General features: G+C 71.4%; 18 protein-coding genes. 5 read left to right on the top strand and 13 right to left on the bottom strand.

Translation table 11 applies throughout. The annotated features are described in order from the left end of the window. Window positions 1–68 precede the first annotated feature (68 nt). The 4 genes from ACTMTF_RS44905 to ACTMTF_RS44890 form a co-directional block, all read right to left on the bottom strand. A complete protein-coding gene (locus ACTMTF_RS44905) occupies window positions 69–938 on the bottom strand; it encodes a helix-turn-helix domain-containing protein (RefSeq protein ID WP_441116208.1) in 870 nt (289 codons plus the stop codon). An 80-nt stretch (window positions 939–1,018) separates the two neighbouring features. Next, a complete protein-coding gene (locus ACTMTF_RS44900; RefSeq protein ID WP_441116207.1) occupies window positions 1,019–1,564 on the bottom strand; it encodes a DUF1707 SHOCT-like domain-containing protein in 546 nt (181 codons plus the stop codon). After that, window positions 1,561–2,382: an ABC transporter permease gene (locus ACTMTF_RS44895; RefSeq protein WP_397017588.1), complete on the bottom strand. Its 822-nt coding sequence runs from the start codon at window positions 2,380–2,382 to the stop codon at window positions 1,561–1,563. Before ACTMTF_RS44895 ends, ACTMTF_RS44900 begins: the two co-directional genes overlap by 4 nt. After that, window positions 2,379–3,323: an ATP-binding cassette domain-containing protein gene (locus ACTMTF_RS44890; protein WP_441116206.1), complete on the bottom strand. Its 945-nt coding sequence runs from the start codon at window positions 3,321–3,323 to the stop codon at window positions 2,379–2,381. Before ACTMTF_RS44890 ends, ACTMTF_RS44895 begins: the two co-directional genes overlap by 4 nt. Window positions 3,324–3,410: 87 nt before the next feature. Here ACTMTF_RS44890 and ACTMTF_RS44885 point away from each other — a divergent pair, with 87 nt between their 5' ends. After that, window positions 3,411–4,130, top strand: a complete 720-nt coding sequence (locus ACTMTF_RS44885; protein ID WP_441116205.1) for a TetR/AcrR family transcriptional regulator — start codon at window positions 3,411–3,413, stop codon at window positions 4,128–4,130. Window positions 4,131–4,238: 108 nt separating this feature from the next. On the opposite strand, the gene ACTMTF_RS44880 is transcribed toward ACTMTF_RS44885, so the two are convergent. Together ACTMTF_RS44880 and ACTMTF_RS44875 are read right to left on the bottom strand one after the other, a co-directional pair. Then, on the bottom strand, window positions 4,239–4,676 hold the full coding sequence (locus ACTMTF_RS44880) for a DUF6294 family protein (protein WP_441116204.1): 438 nt from the start codon (window positions 4,674–4,676) through the stop codon (window positions 4,239–4,241). A 51-nt stretch (window positions 4,677–4,727) separates the two neighbouring features. Beyond that, a complete protein-coding gene (locus ACTMTF_RS44875) occupies window positions 4,728–5,423 on the bottom strand; it encodes a hypothetical protein (protein ID WP_441116203.1) in 696 nt (231 codons plus the stop codon). Window positions 5,424–5,577: 154 nt separating this feature from the next. Here ACTMTF_RS44875 and ACTMTF_RS44870 point away from each other — a divergent pair, with 154 nt between their 5' ends. Continuing rightward, a complete protein-coding gene (locus ACTMTF_RS44870; protein WP_441116202.1) occupies window positions 5,578–7,560 on the top strand; it encodes a sensor histidine kinase in 1,983 nt (660 codons plus the stop codon). Next, window positions 7,557–8,210, top strand: a complete 654-nt coding sequence (locus tag ACTMTF_RS44865; protein WP_441116201.1) for a response regulator — start codon at window positions 7,557–7,559, stop codon at window positions 8,208–8,210. Before ACTMTF_RS44870 ends, ACTMTF_RS44865 begins: the two co-directional genes overlap by 4 nt. 40 nt (window positions 8,211–8,250) lie before the next feature. Here the strand turns inward: ACTMTF_RS44865 and ACTMTF_RS44860 are convergent, their stop codons facing one another. Continuing rightward, window positions 8,251–9,072, bottom strand: a complete 822-nt coding sequence (locus ACTMTF_RS44860) for a siderophore-interacting protein (RefSeq protein WP_441116200.1) — start codon at window positions 9,070–9,072, stop codon at window positions 8,251–8,253. Between the two features lie 315 nt (window positions 9,073–9,387). On the opposite strand from ACTMTF_RS44860, the gene ACTMTF_RS44855 reads away from it, so the two are divergent. Then, window positions 9,388–10,608 (top strand): NAD(P)/FAD-dependent oxidoreductase, encoded by a 1,221-nt coding sequence (locus ACTMTF_RS44855; RefSeq protein ID WP_441116199.1) that lies wholly within the window; start codon window positions 9,388–9,390, stop codon window positions 10,606–10,608. Between the two features lie 38 nt (window positions 10,609–10,646). Here the strand turns inward: ACTMTF_RS44855 and ACTMTF_RS44850 are convergent, their stop codons facing one another. Further along, window positions 10,647–11,336, bottom strand: a complete 690-nt coding sequence (locus tag ACTMTF_RS44850) for a nitroreductase (RefSeq protein ID WP_441116198.1) — start codon at window positions 11,334–11,336, stop codon at window positions 10,647–10,649. 96 nt (window positions 11,337–11,432) lie between these two features. Beyond that, window positions 11,433–11,909, bottom strand: a complete 477-nt coding sequence (locus ACTMTF_RS44845) for a MarR family winged helix-turn-helix transcriptional regulator (protein WP_441116197.1) — start codon at window positions 11,907–11,909, stop codon at window positions 11,433–11,435. A 183-nt stretch (window positions 11,910–12,092) separates the two neighbouring features. Here ACTMTF_RS44845 and ACTMTF_RS44840 point away from each other — a divergent pair, with 183 nt between their 5' ends. Further along, the gene (locus ACTMTF_RS44840; RefSeq protein ID WP_441116196.1) at window positions 12,093–12,815 is read left to right on the top strand and encodes a VOC family protein; all 723 of its coding nucleotides are present in this window, start codon (window positions 12,093–12,095) and stop codon (window positions 12,813–12,815) included. A 3-nt stretch (window positions 12,816–12,818) separates the two neighbouring features. Here ACTMTF_RS44840 and ACTMTF_RS44835 read toward each other — a convergent pair whose 3' ends face one another. Genes ACTMTF_RS44835 through ACTMTF_RS44820 form a run of 4 tightly spaced genes read right to left on the bottom strand, consistent with a single transcriptional unit; the run spans window position 12,819 to window position 16,276 of the window. Further along, entirely contained in the window at window positions 12,819–13,412 is a 594-nt protein-coding gene (locus ACTMTF_RS44835) for a response regulator (protein ID WP_441116195.1), read from the bottom strand. Then, a complete protein-coding gene (locus ACTMTF_RS44830) occupies window positions 13,409–14,611 on the bottom strand; it encodes a sensor histidine kinase (protein ID WP_441116194.1) in 1,203 nt (400 codons plus the stop codon). The genes ACTMTF_RS44835 and ACTMTF_RS44830 overlap by 4 nt, the downstream gene beginning before the upstream one ends. 46 nt (window positions 14,612–14,657) lie before the next feature. After that, window positions 14,658–15,380: an ABC transporter permease gene (locus ACTMTF_RS44825; protein WP_441116193.1), complete on the bottom strand. Its 723-nt coding sequence runs from the start codon at window positions 15,378–15,380 to the stop codon at window positions 14,658–14,660. Next, window positions 15,377–16,276 (bottom strand): ABC transporter ATP-binding protein, encoded by a 900-nt coding sequence (locus tag ACTMTF_RS44820; RefSeq protein ID WP_441116192.1) that lies wholly within the window; start codon window positions 16,274–16,276, stop codon window positions 15,377–15,379. Before ACTMTF_RS44820 ends, ACTMTF_RS44825 begins: the two co-directional genes overlap by 4 nt. Between the last annotated feature and the right edge of the window lie 104 nt (window positions 16,277–16,380).

Genomic DNA, 16,380 nt, shown 5'->3' with positions numbered 1-16,380 from the left:
TGACCCTCACCACTCTTCCGAGGGCGGTGCCTGGGTTGAAGGCCGAGAACTTCCTGGGAGTGACGTACCTAGGAACCCTGCGGGGCGCGCGCGCCGGTCGTCCGCAGGGTGCGGGCGAGCGCGTCGTCGGCCCGCGCGCGCAGCCGTTCGAAGGCCCGCGCCGTCGGGCCGGCCGGTTCGGCCTGGTAGACGACGAGCTGCTGGTGCGGCGCCCCGTTCACGGTGAACGCCGAGAACAGGATGTGCAGATCGCCCACGTGCGGATGGCGCAGGTGCTTGCCCTCCTGGGTCTTGGGTTTGACGTCGTGGCGAGCCCACAGCTCGGCGAACTCCGGGCTCCGCTCCGACAGGTCCGCCACGACCTCGGCGATGCGCGGGTTGTCCGGGTCGTGTCCGTAGGCGGCGCGGATCTCCGCCACACAGGAGTGCGCCGCCCGCTCCCACTCCTGGTAGAATTCCCGCCCGGCGGGATCCGCGAACACCATGCGGGCCAGGTTGTCGGCCGGGCCGAACCCCTCGTGCAGCGCGGCGGCCATGGGGTTGCAGGCCAGGATGTCCAGGGCGGGGCCGAGCGCGAAGGCGGGCGAGGCGGACCAGCCGTCCATGAACTGCAGGAGCCGCGGGCTGACGGTCGTGTCCCGCGCCCGCCGCCAGGTGCGCGCCTCCGCGGGGCGGACCAGCCGCCACAGGTGCGCGGTGGCGGGCGCGTCCAGGCACAGCGCGCCGGCGACCGCCTCGACGACCTGCGGCGAGGGGCTGGACTCGCGTCCCTGCTCCAGCCGTATGTAGTAGTCGATGCTCATGCCGGCCAGCAGCGCCACCTCCTCGCGCCGCAGGCCTTTGACCCTGCGTCGGCTGGTCTCGGGGAGCCCCACGTCCTGTGGCTTGAGCGCGTCGCGGCGGGCGCGCAGGAAGTCGCCCAACGGGGTCGCGGTCATGTCCGTCCTTTCGGCTCGGGAACATCAGAAGGTGATGGTCGCCTTCCCCAGGTCGTGCCCGCGTAGTCCCGGCGCCGGTCTCACCGTCGTGCGTGGCGGATCTTCAGGCGTCCCAACCCCAGGGTCCCGGAGATCCGGATCGTCGGCCCGCCGGGGCGGGAGCGCCGCCGGGTCGTGTAGAGCGGGTCCTTCCACCCGGTGCGCAGATCCTCGACGTCGACGATCGCGTCGCGAGGCACCGTGATCCTGGCTCCGCCGGTGCCGAGGCGCAGCTCGATGTCGACCACCGGATGTTCGATGACCGCCCGGGACAGGTCCAGGCGCACCCGGCCGAGCGCGGACTCCACTCTGAGGATCCGGGGCACCCGCCACGCGCCGCGCCGCAGGATCCGCCCGCTGACGACGGCGATCGTGGACGTGGCGCCCGCGGCCTCCTCCGGGAGCGAGGTCAGTGCCGACGCGAGCTCGCCGCGCGTCGTCGCGGTGAGCACCTGGTGGAGGAGCCCGTCCATCTCCTCGTGCGTGACATGCCCTTCGGTGTACGCCTCCTGCAGGCGTCGCACAGCCGTGTCGCGCTCGTCCTCGCTGACCCGCCGGTGGCCCGCCCCACCGGGCCGGTCGGTCACCGGCCCCTGCGCTCGTAGGTACGGACCGACAGCGGGACGAACACCACCAGCAGCGCGGCCGACCAGAGCAGGACGGCGGCCACCGGATGCGCGAGCGGCCAGGCCACGTCTCCGGACGTCACCCCCGGATTGCCGAACAGCTCCCGGGAGGCGGCGGTGAGCGCGCTCACCGGGTTCCAGTCGGCCAGGAAGCGCAGCCACCCCGGCATGCCGTCGGTCGGGACGAACGCGTTCGACAGCATCGTGAACGGCAGGAACAGCGGCACCATCGCGTCGGCGATCTGGTCGTTCTTCACCGCCAGGCCCACATGGACGCCCACCCAGCTCAGCGCGTACCGCAGCACCATCATCAGCAGGAACGCCTGGGCCGTGGGGATCAGGCCGCGGTGCGGCTGCCAGCCCACCAGCAGGCCGGCGCCCACCATGATGGCCAGCATCAGCAGGCCGGTCAGCAGGTCGGCGCCCGTCTGCCCGAACGGCACCGCCAAGCGCGCCATCGGCATGGAGCGGAACCGGTCCATCACCCCCTTCGAGGCGTCGGAGGCCATCCGCTGCATGACCCCCATGAGCGACGAGAACGTCACCATCGAGAACAGGCCGGGCATGAGGTACTCGCGGTAGTCGCCGCCGCCCGGCACCTGGATCGCGCTGCCGAAGACGTACCCGAACAGCACCACCATGACGGCCGGGAAGATCAATGCGGCGACCAGCTCCCCGGGCTCCTGGCGCAGCCGCCCCAGCTCGCGGCCGACCAGGGTCAGCCCGTCGGCGAACGTCCAGCGCAGGCGGTGGCCCAGCGGCAGGGTGCGGGCGGTCATCGTACGGACTCCTTGCGGTCGGTGAGGCGCAGGAACACCTCGTCGAGGGTGGGGCGGCGCAGTCGCACGTCGGCCGCGGCGACCTCGGCGCGGTCGAGCTCGCGCACGATGTCGGCGAGCCGCAGCGCGCCGCCGGGCAGGGCGACGCTGAGCCGGTCGGCGCCCGTCAGTGTGGGCTCGGTCCCGGTCAGGGCGTTCAGTACGGTCGCCGCCGGACGCAGCGCGGCGGGGTCTTCGAGGACGACGTCGAGGCGGTCCCCGATCGTGGCCTTCAGCTCGTCGGGGGTGCCGGTGGCGATCACCTGCCCGTGGTCGACGACGGCGATGGCGTCGGCCAGCCGGTCGGCCTCGTCCAGGTACTGGGTGGTGAGCAGGACCGTGGTGCCGTCCGCCACCAGCTCGCGGACGCTGTCCCAGATCTCGCCGCGGCTGCGCGGGTCCAGGCCGGTGGTCGGCTCGTCCAGGAAGAGCACCTCGGGGCGCAGGATGAGGCAGGTGATCAGGTCGAGGCGGCGGCGCATGCCGCCGGAGTAGCCGGCGACCTGGCGATCGGCGGCGTCCATCAGGCCGAAGCGGTCGAGCAGCTCGTCGGCGCGCTGGTGCGCCTGGCGCCGGGACAGGTGGTAGAGGCGCCCGAACATGCGCAGGTTGCCGCGGCCGGTGAGCTTCTCGTCCACGGCGGCGTACTGGCCCGCGAGCCCGATCCTGGCCCGCACCTCGGCGGCGTCGCGGACGACGTCGTACCCGGCGATGCGGGCGTGCCCGGCATCGGGATCGGCCAAGGTCGCCAGGATGCGCACCGCGGTCGTCTTGCCCGCGCCGTTCGGTCCCAGCACGCCGCAGACCGTTCCCGGCGGAACGCTCAGGTTCAGGCCCTGTAGGGCGTGGGTGCCGCCGAAGGACTTGTGCAGCCCTTCGGCGACCACGATCGGATCCGCCATGATCCCCTCCAACTGGGTACGTTGTACGCGGTTATGGCGGTCAGACTAGATTATTGGGTACGATGTACGCAAGTAGGAGGTGGAGCGGTGACCGACGCCGAGTACGTGAGCATCTGGATGCGGCCCGAGCGCCCGGCCCGTGGGCCCAAGCCGGCCTACAGCCGCGCCCAGATCACCGAGGCGGCGATCCGGATCGCCGACGCCGAGGGGCTGGAGGCCGCCACCATGCGGCGCATCGCCGCCGAGATCGGCGCGGGCGCGATGTCCCTCTACCGGTACGTCCCCAGCCGCGACGACCTCGTCGAGCTCATCGCCGACCGGCTGCAGGGCGAGATCGACGTCGACGGCATGCCCTCCGGCGACTGGCGCGCGGACCTGACCCGCTACGCCGAGGGGCTGCGGGCGATGTGGCTGCGGCACCCGTGGATCGCCACCGTGCAGCGGTCGCTCCCCAGCTTCGGCCCCAACCAGCTGCGCGTGATCGAAGGGGTGATGGGCGCCCTCGACGCCCACGTCTCCATCGACGAGAACTTCGGCCTCATGGCCATGCTGAACGGTTACGTCGAGGGCGCCGTCCGCGAGGAGGTCAGCTCGGCCGAGGAGGTCCGCCGCAGCGGGCTCAGCGAGTCGGAGTGGATGGCGCGGAGCTCCGCGCGCGTCCACCAGCTGCTGGAGAGCGGGGAGTATCCGATCTTCAGCAAGATCGTGACGCAGGCCCGCCGGCCGCATCTGAGCCGCGACGAGCAGTTCCGGCACGGGCTGGAGCGCGTCCTCGACTGCATCGCCGCGGCCCTGCCGGCAACGTAGCCGGGCTCCGGGACTCCGGCGCGGCCCGTGAAGAGGTCCCGGCCTCCTGCTGGAGGGCGGGACCTCTGCTCCTGGCTGACGTCGCGGGTCAGGTGTGCCGGGTACGGCTCAGCAGTGCTTGCTCAGCGACATGCCCTTGATGAGGTGGTACTTGGCGGCGTTGAACCTGCCGGAGGCGAACCACCGGTATCGCTGGGTGCGGCTGGGCAGGTTCTTGACGAACTTGGCCCTGTCGGCGGGGTCCTGGATGCCGGCGTTGGCCAGTGAGCCGAGCACGGCGCCGTTGGCGTCCTTGACTCGCGCCCACATCAGCCAGGCGTCGTTGTTGCCGCCGCTGGTGACCGTGGCGTCGAACGTCGCCGTGCCGTCCGAGTACAGGGTCCACCGTGCGCCTTGGAACATCGTGCAGTCGCCCGCCGTCATCAGTTTCCAGGTAAAGGTCTTGGAGGCGAGCGCGTGGGTCGTCCCGGTGGCCGGGAGCGACAGCCCCGCGGTCAGAGCCAGCGCGGCCAAGGTCGCGCCCACGAGCGTGCGGATTCTACGCATGACATTGTTCCTTCTCTTTTAAGGGGATTTTTGTGGACATATCGAGCAGATTCAGCGAGGCGGCGGCTCGTAGTCGTCGTCGCGCGTCCTGGCCAGGGTGAACGCGGCGGCGGCGAAGCCGAGGGCGGTCAGGCCCCAGGCGGCGCCGTCGAGGAACTTGGGGCCCGCACTGACCACCACGGCCAGGTGCAGCGGCTGGGAGGCGATCAGCATCACGCCGGCCCAGGCCGGGACGGCCCCGGACCGCCAGAGAGCCGCGCCGAGCAGGACGGTCCCCACGACATGGCCCAGGACGAACAGGCCGACGGAGGTCGCGAGCGCCGGCTGTTCCGCCAGCTCGGCCAGCAGCGCGGTGCCGTCCGGCGGGCTCAGCCCGGCCGTGACGGCGGCCAGTGCGGCGGCGTCCGAAACACCGAGCGCGGCGATGCCCAGATAGCCGGGCACGGCCAGCGTCGTGGCCACGATCGCCAGCACGGGCGCCCGGCGCATCGCCATCCGGGTGAGCGCGAACAGGCCGGGGACCAGCGCGATCAGGGCCAGCGGGCCGAGCCAGAGGACGGCGGCCTGCGCCTCCTGGCCGACGGCGACCGCCGCGAGCTGAGCCGACGGGCCGTCCGTCGTGCTGTAGGGGAGCATCACCCGCAGCGCGGCTACGCACAGCGGTCCGATCGGCAGGAGCACGGCGAGAGCGTGCCGGCGGAAGGCACGCGTATCGCGCACCTGCGGGGTGGCGGAAGTGAGGGTCATGACGTCTCCCATGAAGGTCGGTGACGCACTCATGCTCCGGCCCGGGCGGGCGCCGCGACACGGTGCGCGCCCCCAGGGCGGCCGGGCGATCGTCCCGGGCGTCCTGGGGGCCCGCCCCTAGGCACGAGCGGCGGCGGGCGGCCATCATGACCGTGTGAAGGTGCTGGCCTGGATCCTGTTCGCGACCGCGGCGACCGAGGCCGTCGTGGGCGTGGCGGGCGCCGTCCTGGCGGGAATGAGCTTCGAGAGCGCCACCGACAGCTTCATCGTGACCAACTCGGCCATCGGCCTCACTCTCGCCTGCGCGGGTGTGCTGATCGCCTGGCACCGCCCGCGCAACGCCATCGGCTGGCTGCTGCTCGCGGCGGCCGTCACCCAGGCGGGCACCGCCCTGGGCGCCGGCCTGTGGGCCGTCGGCGAGGTGCACGGCTGGCCGGAGGTCCTGCAGCGGACGATCATCACCTTCGCCGTCTACTCCTGGCCGTGGTCGATCGCGCTCTGCCTGCCGCTGGTACTGCTGCTCTTTCCCGACGGGCGGCCGGTGAGCCCCCGATGGACCTGGCTCGTCCACCTGACGATCGTCACCGCCCCGTTCTTCGTGCTGGAGATGGGCGCCTCTCCCACCGGGCTGGGGGAGGGCCCGTACGGCGTCGGCTATCTGACCATCGCGTTCCACGACGACCTGGCGGTGCTCTGGACGGTCACCGAGATCCGCGGCGCCCTCCTGGTCCTGGCCGCTTTCGGGGGTCTGGCGCTGCGCTACCGGCGGGGCGGGGAAAGGGAGCGGCGTCAGCTCCTGTGGCTCCTGCTCGCGGTGCTGCTGCTCGCGGCGGTCGTGCTCGTCTGGGGCGTCTTCCAGGCGGGGCCGGTGCTGATGCTGCTGGCCATCCCGCTCGTGCCGATCGCGATCACCATCGCGATCCTGCGCCACGGCCTGCTCGACATCCGCCTGATCGTCTCCCGCGCCGTGCTGTACGCCCTGCTGACCTCGGCCGTGGTCGCCGCCTACGCCCTCCTGGTGACCGTGCTCGGCAGCGCGGGACTCGGCGGCTCGGCGTTCGCCACGGTGCTGATCGCCGTCGCCTTCAACCCCGTCAGGGTGCGGCTGCAGCGCGGGGTCGACCGGCTGCTGTACGGCGACCGGGTGGATCCCGCCCGTGCCCTGTCACGCATCGGGCGGCGCCTGGCCGATCCCGCACCCGGGCTGGCCGGGCTGGTGGCCGCGATCTGCGAGGTGCTGCGCCTGCCCTTCGCCGCGCTGCGGTCCGCTGATGTGGAACGAGCCTCCAACGGCACGGCACCCGAACGGCTGCACACCGTGCCGCTCGTCTACGAGGGCGACCGGGTGGGCGAGCTGATCGTCGGCCTGCGACCGGGCGAGAAGACGGTGTCGCCGGCCGACACGCGGGTCCTGGAACTGCTCGCCGTCCCGCTGGCGGTGGCCGTACACGCCACGGATCTGTCGGCGCAGTTGCAACGCAGCCGTGAGCACATCGTGGTCGCCCGCGAGGACGAGCGGCGGCGGCTCCGGCGTGACCTGCACGACGGTCTCGGCCCCACGCTCACCGGCGTGGTCTACCGCGCCGACGCCGCCGGGAACGTGATCGCCGACGATCCCGTCCGGGCCAAGGAGCTGATCCTCACCCTGCGCTCCGAGGTCACGACCGCGATCGAGGACATCAGGCGCCTGGTGTACGGTCTGCGCCCGCCCGCCCTGGACGAGTTCGGCCTGGTGAGCGCGTTACGGCAGCAGGCCGAGCGGCTGTCGCTCACCGTCAGCGTCCAGGCCCCCGAGGATCTCTCCGAGCTCCCCGCGGCCGTGGAGGTCGCCGCCTACCGCATCGTCACCGAAGCGCTCAACAACGTGGCCCGCCATGCCCGCACCTCCAGCGCGCGGGTGAGCCTCACGCTCCGTGACCTCCTCCGCGTCGAGATCAGCGACGGCGGTGACGGCGATGACGGCGGCGGTGACGGCGATGACGGCGGCGGCGACGGCGGCGGCGGCGAGTGGCGAGCGGGGGTGGGCATGCGCTCCATGCGCGAACGCGCGGAGGAACTGGGCGGCACCTGCCAGGCGGGGCCACACGCAGGCGGCGGGCGCGTCGTGGCCTTGCTGCCGCTGGCGGCGACGTCATGACCGTTCGCGTCGTCATCGCCGACGACCACCCGATCGTCCGCGACGGACTGGCCGTGCTGCTGTCCACCCTGCCCGGCATGCAGGTCGCCGGCACCGCCGCCGACGGCCGCGAGGCGGTCCGCGCCGCGGTCACCCTGGCGCCGGACGTCCTCGTCCTCGACATCCAGATGCCCGGCATGACCGGCATCGAGGCCGCACGGGAGGTGGCCACGGCCGCCCCCAAGGTGGCGGTCCTGATGCTGACCATGTACGAGGACGACGAGTCGGTCTTCGCCGCCATGCGGGCGGGAGCTCGCGGATACGTGCTCAAGGGCGCTCAGCAGGACGAGATCGTCCGCGCGATCCGGGCCGTGGCCGCCGGTGAGGCGATCTTCGGCCCCGGTGTGGCCCGTCGTGTCCTGAGCTACCTCACAGCCCCGCCCCAGGGCGAGCCGTTCCCCGGACTCACCCGGCGGGAGCGGGACGTGCTCGATCTCATCGCCGCCGGACGCACCAACGCCGCGATCGGAGCGCACCTGACGCTGGCGCCCAAGACCGTGAGCAACCACATCTCCAGCATCTTCGCCAAGCTGCAGGTGGCCTCCCGCGCGCAGGCCATCATCCTGGCCAGAGAGGCGGGGCTGGGGCGATCCACGGACGCACCCGAGTGACACCGGCCCCGGAGCCCTGACCCGAGGCCGGCGGGCCGGTTCATCCCCGTCCGGCCCGCCAGTATCCGCAGAACACGATCCGGTCCTTCGGCAGGCCGGCCGCGATCCAGTGGCGGCGAACCGCGACGGGCAGGGCCTGTTCGCCCACCACCCAGCCGAAGGCGGGTCCGTCCGGCAGGGGCATCAGCTCGGCGGCGGCGAGTACCGCCCTGCCGGGAAGGACGTGCGGGTCGTCGCGGATCACCCAGTCCAGTCGCACCCCGGGGGGCGAATCCAGCTCCTGGACGTCGGCGGGCGTGGGCACCTCGATTACGGCTCGGCCGCCGATGTCACGCGGCAGCGAGGCCAGGATGCCCGCCACGGCCGGCAGGCCGCTCTCCTCGGCCACGATCAGCACGGCGGCGGTGCCGGCGGGCGGGTTGAAGGTCACTCCCTCGTCGATGATCGCCACCTGATCGCCCGGCCGGCAGTTCTGCGCCCAGAAGGCGGCCGGCCCCGGCGTGCCACCCGCGGGCGGGTCGTGCAGGACGAAGTCCACGTCGATCTCGGGGCCCTCGGCGCGGTAGGCGCGCACCGTGTAGTTGCGCAGGATCGGGCGGTCCTGTTTGGAGATCGTCAGATACCTCAGGTAGGAGGCCGCGGTCAGCTTGCCGGGCAGACGTGGCAGCGGTTTGCCGGAGATGGGGATGAACAAGCGGAACCACTGGTCGTAACCCATGGGACGGAACCGTGCGATGTCGCCGTCACCCAGGGTGACCCGTACGAAATGCGGCGAGATCCGCTCCGTGCGCCGCACCCGCAGGACGAGCGTCTCGGCCGCCTCGGGTTTGATACGGACAGCCCTGATGTTGGTCTTGGTCATGGTCTCGTCCTTTCGCCGCAGCCACCGCACTCGCTTGGAGCACGCTCGGCGAGAGGCCGCCAAGACGCGCCAGGCCATCCGCGAGCAAGGTAAGGCTAACCTAAGTTGACATTTTTGTGGAGGCGCGGATCACCCGGCAAAAAAGTAAAGCCAGACCGGCGGGCTCTCGGTCACGGGTGGGCGGACCGGGCCGACCACGACGTCGACGTCAGCGAGGAACCGGACCGCCTCCGGACCGGGCACGTTTCGCTGAGGGGAGAGCGGACATGTCGGTCGAAGATTGGGTACGTCACCCAGGAGGGAAGGGACCGAACCATGGCGCACAGAGCACGGGTCGTAGTCGTGGGCGCGGGTTTCGCGGGGCTCGCCGCCACGAAGAAACTGGCTCGGACCGGGGCGCTGGTGACGCTGGTCGACCGTAACCCGTATGCGACCTTCCAGCCCCTGCTCTACCAGGTCGCCACGGCCGGGATGGGCACGTCGGACGTGTCCTATCCGATCCGCACCTTCGCCGCCAGGTGGCCCAACGTGCGGACGCGCCGTGCCGCCATGAGCAAGGTGCTGCCGGGGGAGCGGAGGGTGGAGTTCGAGGACGGGAGCGGGCTGGACTACGACTATCTCGTGGTGGCCACGGGCGTGACCACCAACTGGCTCGGCGTCGAGGGGGCGCAGGAGAACGCGCTGCCGATCTACTCGCTGCACGACGCGGCGGCGCTGCGCAACCGGCTGGGGCAGCTCCTGGAGGAAACGGCGCTCGGCCGCCGCGAGAGCACGCACGTCGTGGTGGTGGGCGCGGGCGCGACCGGGGTGGAGATGGCGGGCACCTTGGCCGAGCTGCGCCGGCGTACGCTGCCGTTGACGCATCCCGAGATCAAGCCCGGCCAGACCAGCGTGACGCTCGTGGAGCGGTTCGATTACGTGCTGTCGCCGTACAAGGAGCGGTTGCGGAACGCGGCCGCGGCGGCACTGGGCCGAAGAGGGGTGAGGCTGCGCCTGGGGTCCACGGTGGCGGCGGTGCACCCGGACGCGGTGGTGCTGAGCGACGGCACGCGGCTGCCGAGCGACCTGACCGTGTGGGCGCTCGGCGTGACCGCGCCCCCGCAGGTCGCCGACTGGGGCCTGCCGCAGGGCAAGGGCGGCCGGATCACGCTCACCGAGGCGCTGAACGTGCCGGGTCACCCGGAGATCTTCGTGGCCGGCGACCTTTCCGGGCAGCCCACGCCACAGCCGCAGCTCGCCCAGCCGGCCATCCAGATGGGCGAGCACGTGGGCAGGCAGATCGCCGCGGCCCTTCAGGGCAGGCCGGCGCAGCCGTTCTCGTACCGGGACCCGGGCATCATGGCCACCGTGGGCAAGGCCGAGGCGGTGTTGCAGCTGCCCAACGGGCTGACCGTGCGCGGGCTTCCCGCCTGGCTGGTGTGGATCTTCATCCACGTGTCCTACCTGCTGGGCGGCCGTAACCGGGCCAGCGTGCTGCTCAACTTCTGGTGGCGCTACGCCGGGCCCCGGCGCAGCGCGACCAGCATCTCCCAGTAGCCGGCCGCCACCCCGAGGGGTGACGGCCGCAGCCCCGGTCAGGCCGCGTGCGAATGCCGTACTGAACCGCCGACGAACGTGACGGTCTCGTCGAGCGGCGCGCGGCCCGTGCGGACGTAGTTCACCGAGGTGTCCTCGAAGCCGATCGACATGCCGCAGTAGAGGATGAGCCCCTCGGGAGGGGACACGACCTCCGCGACGGTCTCGCGATAGACCGACCAGGCCATCTGCGGGCAACTGTGCAGCCCTTCGGCGCGCAGCAGCAGCATGACCGTCTGCAGATACATGCCGACGTCGGCCCATTGAGGCGGGCCCAGGTCGCGGTCGATGTAGCAGAACAGGGCGGCGGGCGCGCCGAAGCAGTCCCAGTTCTCGGCAGCGCTCCGCTGGCGCGCCTCCCAGTCGTCGCGCGCGATGCCGAGCGCGCCGTAGCGCTCCCGGCCGAAGGCGGATCGGCGCTCGCGGTACGGGGACTTCAGCGCGGGCGGGTACATTTCGTACTCCCGCTCGTCCCAGGCGTCGCCTGTGGCCACGCGCTCGAGGGCGCGTTTCTTGAGCTGGGCCAGCGGCGCACCGGTGAGCACGAAGGTGTGCCAGGGCTGGAGGTTCGATCCGGACGGCGCCCAGGCCGCGGCGGACAGCACGCGCTCCAGCACCTCCATCGGGACAGGCTGGTCGGTGAATCCGCGCACAGCCCGTCGGCTCGTGACCGCCTCATAGACGTCCACGAACGCCACCTCCCCTTCTCTGTGTCTCTAGCTTCCTCCTACGCCTATAATTGTATCATTCGCGATAGTATCAATCAATACTATTTCACCGGGCCCTCACCGTCCGGGATAGGCGAACCGGGTCAGTAGATCCATCAGTCGCTCGGGCTCTCCGGGGGCCAGTTCGGCGACCAGGCGCTCGGCCAGCGGCTGCGCCGCGACGTGGGCCGCGTCGAAAAGCTCGACGCCCTTGGGGGTGATCTGCACCGCCCGCACCCGCCGGTCGCCCGGAACGGTGTTGCGCACGGCCAGTCCCATGCGCTCCAGATCATCCACCACCCGCATGATCCCGGCCTTGTCCGACCCCGTCGCCGCCGCCAGGTCCCGCTGCACCGTGGGCCCGCGGTCGACCAGCACGATCAGCACGGCGAAGTGCCGCAACTCGATGCCGAGCGGCCGGAGTGCCTCCGTCATCACCGTGGCCGCGCGCCAATGCGCCTGGCGCAGCAGCAGGCCGAGAGCGAATGGCGAGCGGTCGCCGGGGCGGTCGGTGGCACGCGAGGCGGTGGTGTCGCGCGGCTGGTCAGCGGTCATGGGACCATATTACCCCTTATCTTTTCATTCGATACGGTCTCATGTGAAATAATTTACTCTCCGGGGCCGCGCTCCGAATAATGCTTGGCGTCCCGTTCCTCGGATGGACTAGCGTTGCTCCGTCAGGCACCAGGGGGATGCTCCCTGGCTGGCGCCGTCACGCCGGTAGATTGGAGATACGGGATGACTTCTCGGCTCGTTGCGCTCTGCTTCGATGCGAACGACCCCCTCCTCCTCGCGCGCTTCTGGGCCGGAGTCCTGGGCCGGGAGCCGGCCGACGATCCCGACGACGGCATCACGCTCCTGCCGAGCGATGACACCGGGTTCCGGATCCGATTTCGCCCGACCGAGGAGAAGAAGACCGGCCCGAACCAGATGCACTTCGATCTGACGAGCACGTCCCTCGAGGATCAGCAGCGGACGGTCGCCAGGTCGCTCGAACTCGGCGCCCAGCACATCGACGTCGGGCAACTCCCGGAAGAGGGTCACGTGGTGCTCGCGGACCCCGAGGGCAACGAGTTCTGCGTCGTCGAGGCGGGCAACAACTTCCTCGCTGACTGCGGATTCATCGGAGCGCTCTCGTGCGACGGTTCGCAGGAGGTCGGCTACTTCTGGAGCGCGGCGCTGGGCTGGCCGTTGGTCTGGGACCAGGACGAGGAGACCGCGATCCAGTCGCCGCACGGCGGTTCGAAGATCGCGTGGGGCGGTCCGCCGGTGGCGCCCAAGACAGGGAAGAACAGGCTGTACTTCGACCTCGCCCCACCACCGCACGGTGATCAGCAGGCGGAGGTCGATCGTCTCGTCTCACTCGGAGCGACGCGCATCGACATCGACCGGCCCGAGGCCGGCTGGGTGGCGATGGCCGATCCCGATGGCAACGAGTTCTGTGTGCTGACCTCTCGATAACGGTCACAGCCAGCCTCGGGACTCGGCCACGTGGACGGCCTCGGCGCGGTTGCGGGCTCCGGTCTTGCCGATGGCCGAGGACAGGTAGTTGCGCACGGTGCCGTCGGTGAGGAACAGGCGGCGGGCGATGTCGGCCACGGTGGAGCCGCCGGAGGCGGCGCGCAGCACCTCCGCCTCCCTCTGGGTCAGCGGGCTTGGACCGACGGTCAGGGCCGTGACGGCCAGTGTGGGGTCGAGCACCCGCTCACCCGCCAGCACCCGTCGCACAGCCGCTGTGAGCTCCGTGACCGGGGCGTCCTTGACCACGAATCCGGCCACGCCCGCGTCCAGGGCCCTGTTCAGGTAGCCGGGCCTGCCGAACGTGGTCACGATGATCACCTTTCGGTCGCGCAGGCGGGCGGCGACCTCCAGGCCTGACAGGCCCGGCATCTCGATGTCGAGCAGGATGACATCGGGGTCGTGCTCGTCCGCGGCGGCGACGACCTCGTCGCCCCGCCCGACCTCGGCGACCACCTCGATGTCGTCCTCCAGCGCGAGCAGCGCGGCCAGGCCGCTCCGGACCAGGTCCTGGTCGTCCGCGATCAGCACCCGGATCATGAGGCGCCGGCCAGCGGGACTCGGGCGTAAAGGCGGTAGCCGCCGCTCGCCGGTCTGCCGACCTCCAACAGTCCGCCGGCCTCCGCGACCCGCTCGGCCAGCCCGGTGAGCCCACTGCCCGCCCGCCGCCCGAAGGGCTCCACCCGGCCCACGCCCGGCGCGGACGTGCCGATCGGCTGTTCGCCGGTTGTGACGCCGGCGCGGCCACCCCCCGGTGGCCCGTCGTCGCGAACCTCCACGCTGGCCGTTCCCGCGTCCACGCGCAGGTCGATCCAGCAGTGCCGGCCCCGGCTGTGGCGCAGCACGTTGGTCGCGGCCTCCCGTACGGCCCACGCGAACAGGGCTTCGGCGGCGGCCGGGATGGGGCCGTCGGCGGGGGAGACCTTGAGCTCGATCCCGGCCAGCCGCAGTTCGCGCGCCGCCTTGTCCAGCTCCTCCGACAGCGCGGGCGCGCGATAGCCGGCGACCGCGAGCCGCACCTCGTCCAGTGCCTGGCGGGCGACCTGCTCCATGTCGGTCATCTCGCGCGCCGCTCGATCGGGATCGGTACGGGCCAGCCGGGCGGCGAGCTGGCTCCTGATGACGATCGAGGTCAGCGTGTGACCCAGGATGTCGTGCAGATCCCTGGCGAAGCGCAGCCGTTCGTTCTCCACCGCCAGCTGCGCCACCTCGACGCGGGCCGCGTCCAGTCGTGCCAGCAGCATCCCCATCCGCTTCATGCTGTCCACCGCGGCGGCCTGCGCCGCGACGGCGACCGGCAGCCACCAGGTCCCTCCGAACGAGACCCCCTGCGCGATCAGCGCGACCACCTCCACGCCCGCGGTCACCGCCGTCGCGAGGGCGAACGCGACGCCTTCGAGTGAGGTGGCCAGCGCGCTCACGACGAACACGAACGAGACGTACGCCCACGGCGGCCCGAGCACCGGAAGCAGGGACAGCGCCGCGACGATCAGCCCGGTCACGGCAGGCGGCAGTGACCTCCTGCCGCTGAACATCCGCCACATGACGGCCACCCAGCAGGCCGCGAACACCGCCACCGCCCCGAACGCCCACACCACTCGCCCGGCTCTCGGCTCCGATTCCAGCAGCGACCAGAGCGGCCAGCCCAGCAAGAGCAGCCACGCCAAGGCGCCGGCCCGGGCCGCTCGGCGACCCCGGCCGAAGTCCCTCGGCGCCATGCTCATCGTCACAGAGCTCATCGTCGCAGAGCTCATCGTGACAGAACCGTCGTCACAGAGCTCATCGTCACAGAGCCCGACGGTAACGCCAGACGGCCAGCGCGGCGAACAGCAGGGTCCAGGCGGTCAGCACGCCGACCGCGGTCCCAGTGGGCCACTCGCCCTCCAGCGCCCGCCAGCCGAGCGAGCCCGCCTGATAGGCCGGACTGTATTCGGCCAGCGTCCGCATGCCCTCAGGCATCAGCTGGATGGGCAGCCACAGTCCGCCCAGGATGGACAGGCCGAAGTAGACCGCCATCATGGCCAGGTTCGCGGCCTGCCCCTTGAGCGTGTAGCCGAAGGCGACGCCCAGGGCGGCGAAGGGCATGACGCCCAGCCAGATCAACACCACCAGGGCCGGCCAGGTCCACCACGGCAGCCGTACCCCGGCGAACAGCGCGCCCGCGGCCAGCACGACCACGATGCTCGGCAGCACCCCGGCCGCCCCGCTGACCAGCTTGGCCACCACATAGCCGTGCGCCGGCAGCGGCGTGACCGCGAGCTGCCGCGCCCAGCCCTTGCTTCGCTCCAGCGCGATGGCGCCGCCGATGAACAACGCCCCGCCCATCGAGCCGTACGTCGCCATCGACACCATGGTGGTGGCGGCGAAGTCACCCTGCTGCCCCGGCGGCACCACGTTCAGCACCTTGGTCCACAGCAGATAGAGAGCCACCGGGAAGCCGGTCAGCAGAACCAGCCCGGCGGGGTTCCGGAAGCCGCGCCGGATCTCCAGGCTCAGGTACGACCTCATCGCTCCTGCCCTCCCGTCAGGCTCACGAAGGCGCTCTCCAGATCAGTGCTCGCCGTGCGCACGTCCCTGACGCCGTCGAACTCGTCGAACGTCGCGAACAGGGCGCGCAAGGTGGCGTCGGAGTCGCCTGTGCGCAGGGCGACCGTGCGTCCCTCCAGGTGCACCTGGCGGACGCCGGGCAGCCCCGCGAACCGGCTCACCTCGGCGCTGTTCGTACGGAAGCGGATCTCCGTACCGCCGACCAGGGATTTGATGGCGTCGACTGGCCCGTCTGCCACGATCTTGCCGTCCGTCAGCAGGACGACCCGGTCGGCGTAGTCGTCGGCCTCGGTGAGGTAGTGGGTGGCGAACACCACCGTGCGGCCCTCCGCTGTCCGGGCGCGCACCTCTTGCCACAGAGCGCGGCGGCTCTCCACGTCCAGGCCCACCGTGGGTTCGTCGAGGACGAGCACCTTCGGATCCCCGACCAGCGCCAGCGCGAACCGCACCCGTTGCCGCTGCCCGCCGGACAGCTGTCCGACCCGCCGACCGGCGAGATCCTGTACGCCCGCCGCCCGCATCACCTGATCGACCGGCATCGGGTGCGGGTACATCCCGGCCACCGCGGCGACCAGCTCCGCCACCCGCACGTCGTCCAGCAGCCCCGCATCCTGCAGCAACGCCCCGACTTCGCCTTTCTGGAGCGCCTCGGTGGGCGAGCGGCCGAACACCCTGGCCGATCCCTGGTCAGGGGAGAGGAGCCCCAGGGCGATGCTCAGCATGGTCGTCTTGCCTGCCCCGTTGGGCCCCAGCACGGCGACCGTCTGCCCTTGTTCTACGTTCAGATCCACACCATCGAGCGCGATGGTGGTGCCGTAACGCCTGCTCACGGCCTTGAGCTCCAGCGCGATTCCCATGCTTCGAGCATGGGCGGGGGAGGGGGAGCGGCTGTAGTGCCGTGCGTCAGCCTGTCCCGTGTGACAAACGTCAGGTACAAATCTACATTGTAAAGGGCTCAGCT

It is taken from the genome of Nonomuraea sp. ZG12 (assembly GCF_052068115.1).
GTDB lineage: Bacteria > Actinomycetota > Actinomycetes > Streptosporangiales > Streptosporangiaceae > Nonomuraea.
This window is presented reverse-complemented; position numbering and strand designations above follow the sequence as displayed.

Coding starts and splice junctions, on each gene's coding strand:
- ACTMTF_RS44905 (WP_441116208.1), bottom strand. CDS start 938: ATGACCGCGACCCCGTTGGGCGACTTCCTGCGCGCCCGCCGCGACGCG.
- ACTMTF_RS44895 (WP_397017588.1), bottom strand. CDS start 2,382: ATGACCGCCCGCACCCTGCCGCTGGGCCACCGCCTGCGCTGGACGTTC.
- ACTMTF_RS44890 (WP_441116206.1), bottom strand. CDS start 3,323: ATGGCGGATCCGATCGTGGTCGCCGAAGGGCTGCACAAGTCCTTCGGC.
- ACTMTF_RS44880 (WP_441116204.1), bottom strand. CDS start 4,676: ATGCGTAGAATCCGCACGCTCGTGGGCGCGACCTTGGCCGCGCTGGCT.
- ACTMTF_RS44875 (WP_441116203.1), bottom strand. CDS start 5,423: ATGACCCTCACTTCCGCCACCCCGCAGGTGCGCGATACGCGTGCCTTC.
- ACTMTF_RS44865 (WP_441116201.1), top strand. CDS start 7,557: ATGACCGTTCGCGTCGTCATCGCCGACGACCACCCGATCGTCCGCGAC.
- ACTMTF_RS44860 (WP_441116200.1), bottom strand. CDS start 9,072: ATGACCAAGACCAACATCAGGGCTGTCCGTATCAAACCCGAGGCGGCC.
- ACTMTF_RS44855 (WP_441116199.1), top strand. CDS start 9,388: ATGGCGCACAGAGCACGGGTCGTAGTCGTGGGCGCGGGTTTCGCGGGG.
- ACTMTF_RS44845 (WP_441116197.1), bottom strand. CDS start 11,909: ATGACCGCTGACCAGCCGCGCGACACCACCGCCTCGCGTGCCACCGAC.
- ACTMTF_RS44840 (WP_441116196.1), top strand. CDS start 12,093: ATGACTTCTCGGCTCGTTGCGCTCTGCTTCGATGCGAACGACCCCCTC.
- ACTMTF_RS44835 (WP_441116195.1), bottom strand. CDS start 13,412: ATGATCCGGGTGCTGATCGCGGACGACCAGGACCTGGTCCGGAGCGGC.
- ACTMTF_RS44830 (WP_441116194.1), bottom strand. CDS start 14,611: ATGAGCTCTGTGACGATGAGCATGGCGCCGAGGGACTTCGGCCGGGGT.
- ACTMTF_RS44825 (WP_441116193.1), bottom strand. CDS start 15,380: ATGAGGTCGTACCTGAGCCTGGAGATCCGGCGCGGCTTCCGGAACCCC.
- ACTMTF_RS44820 (WP_441116192.1), bottom strand. CDS start 16,276: ATGGGAATCGCGCTGGAGCTCAAGGCCGTGAGCAGGCGTTACGGCACC.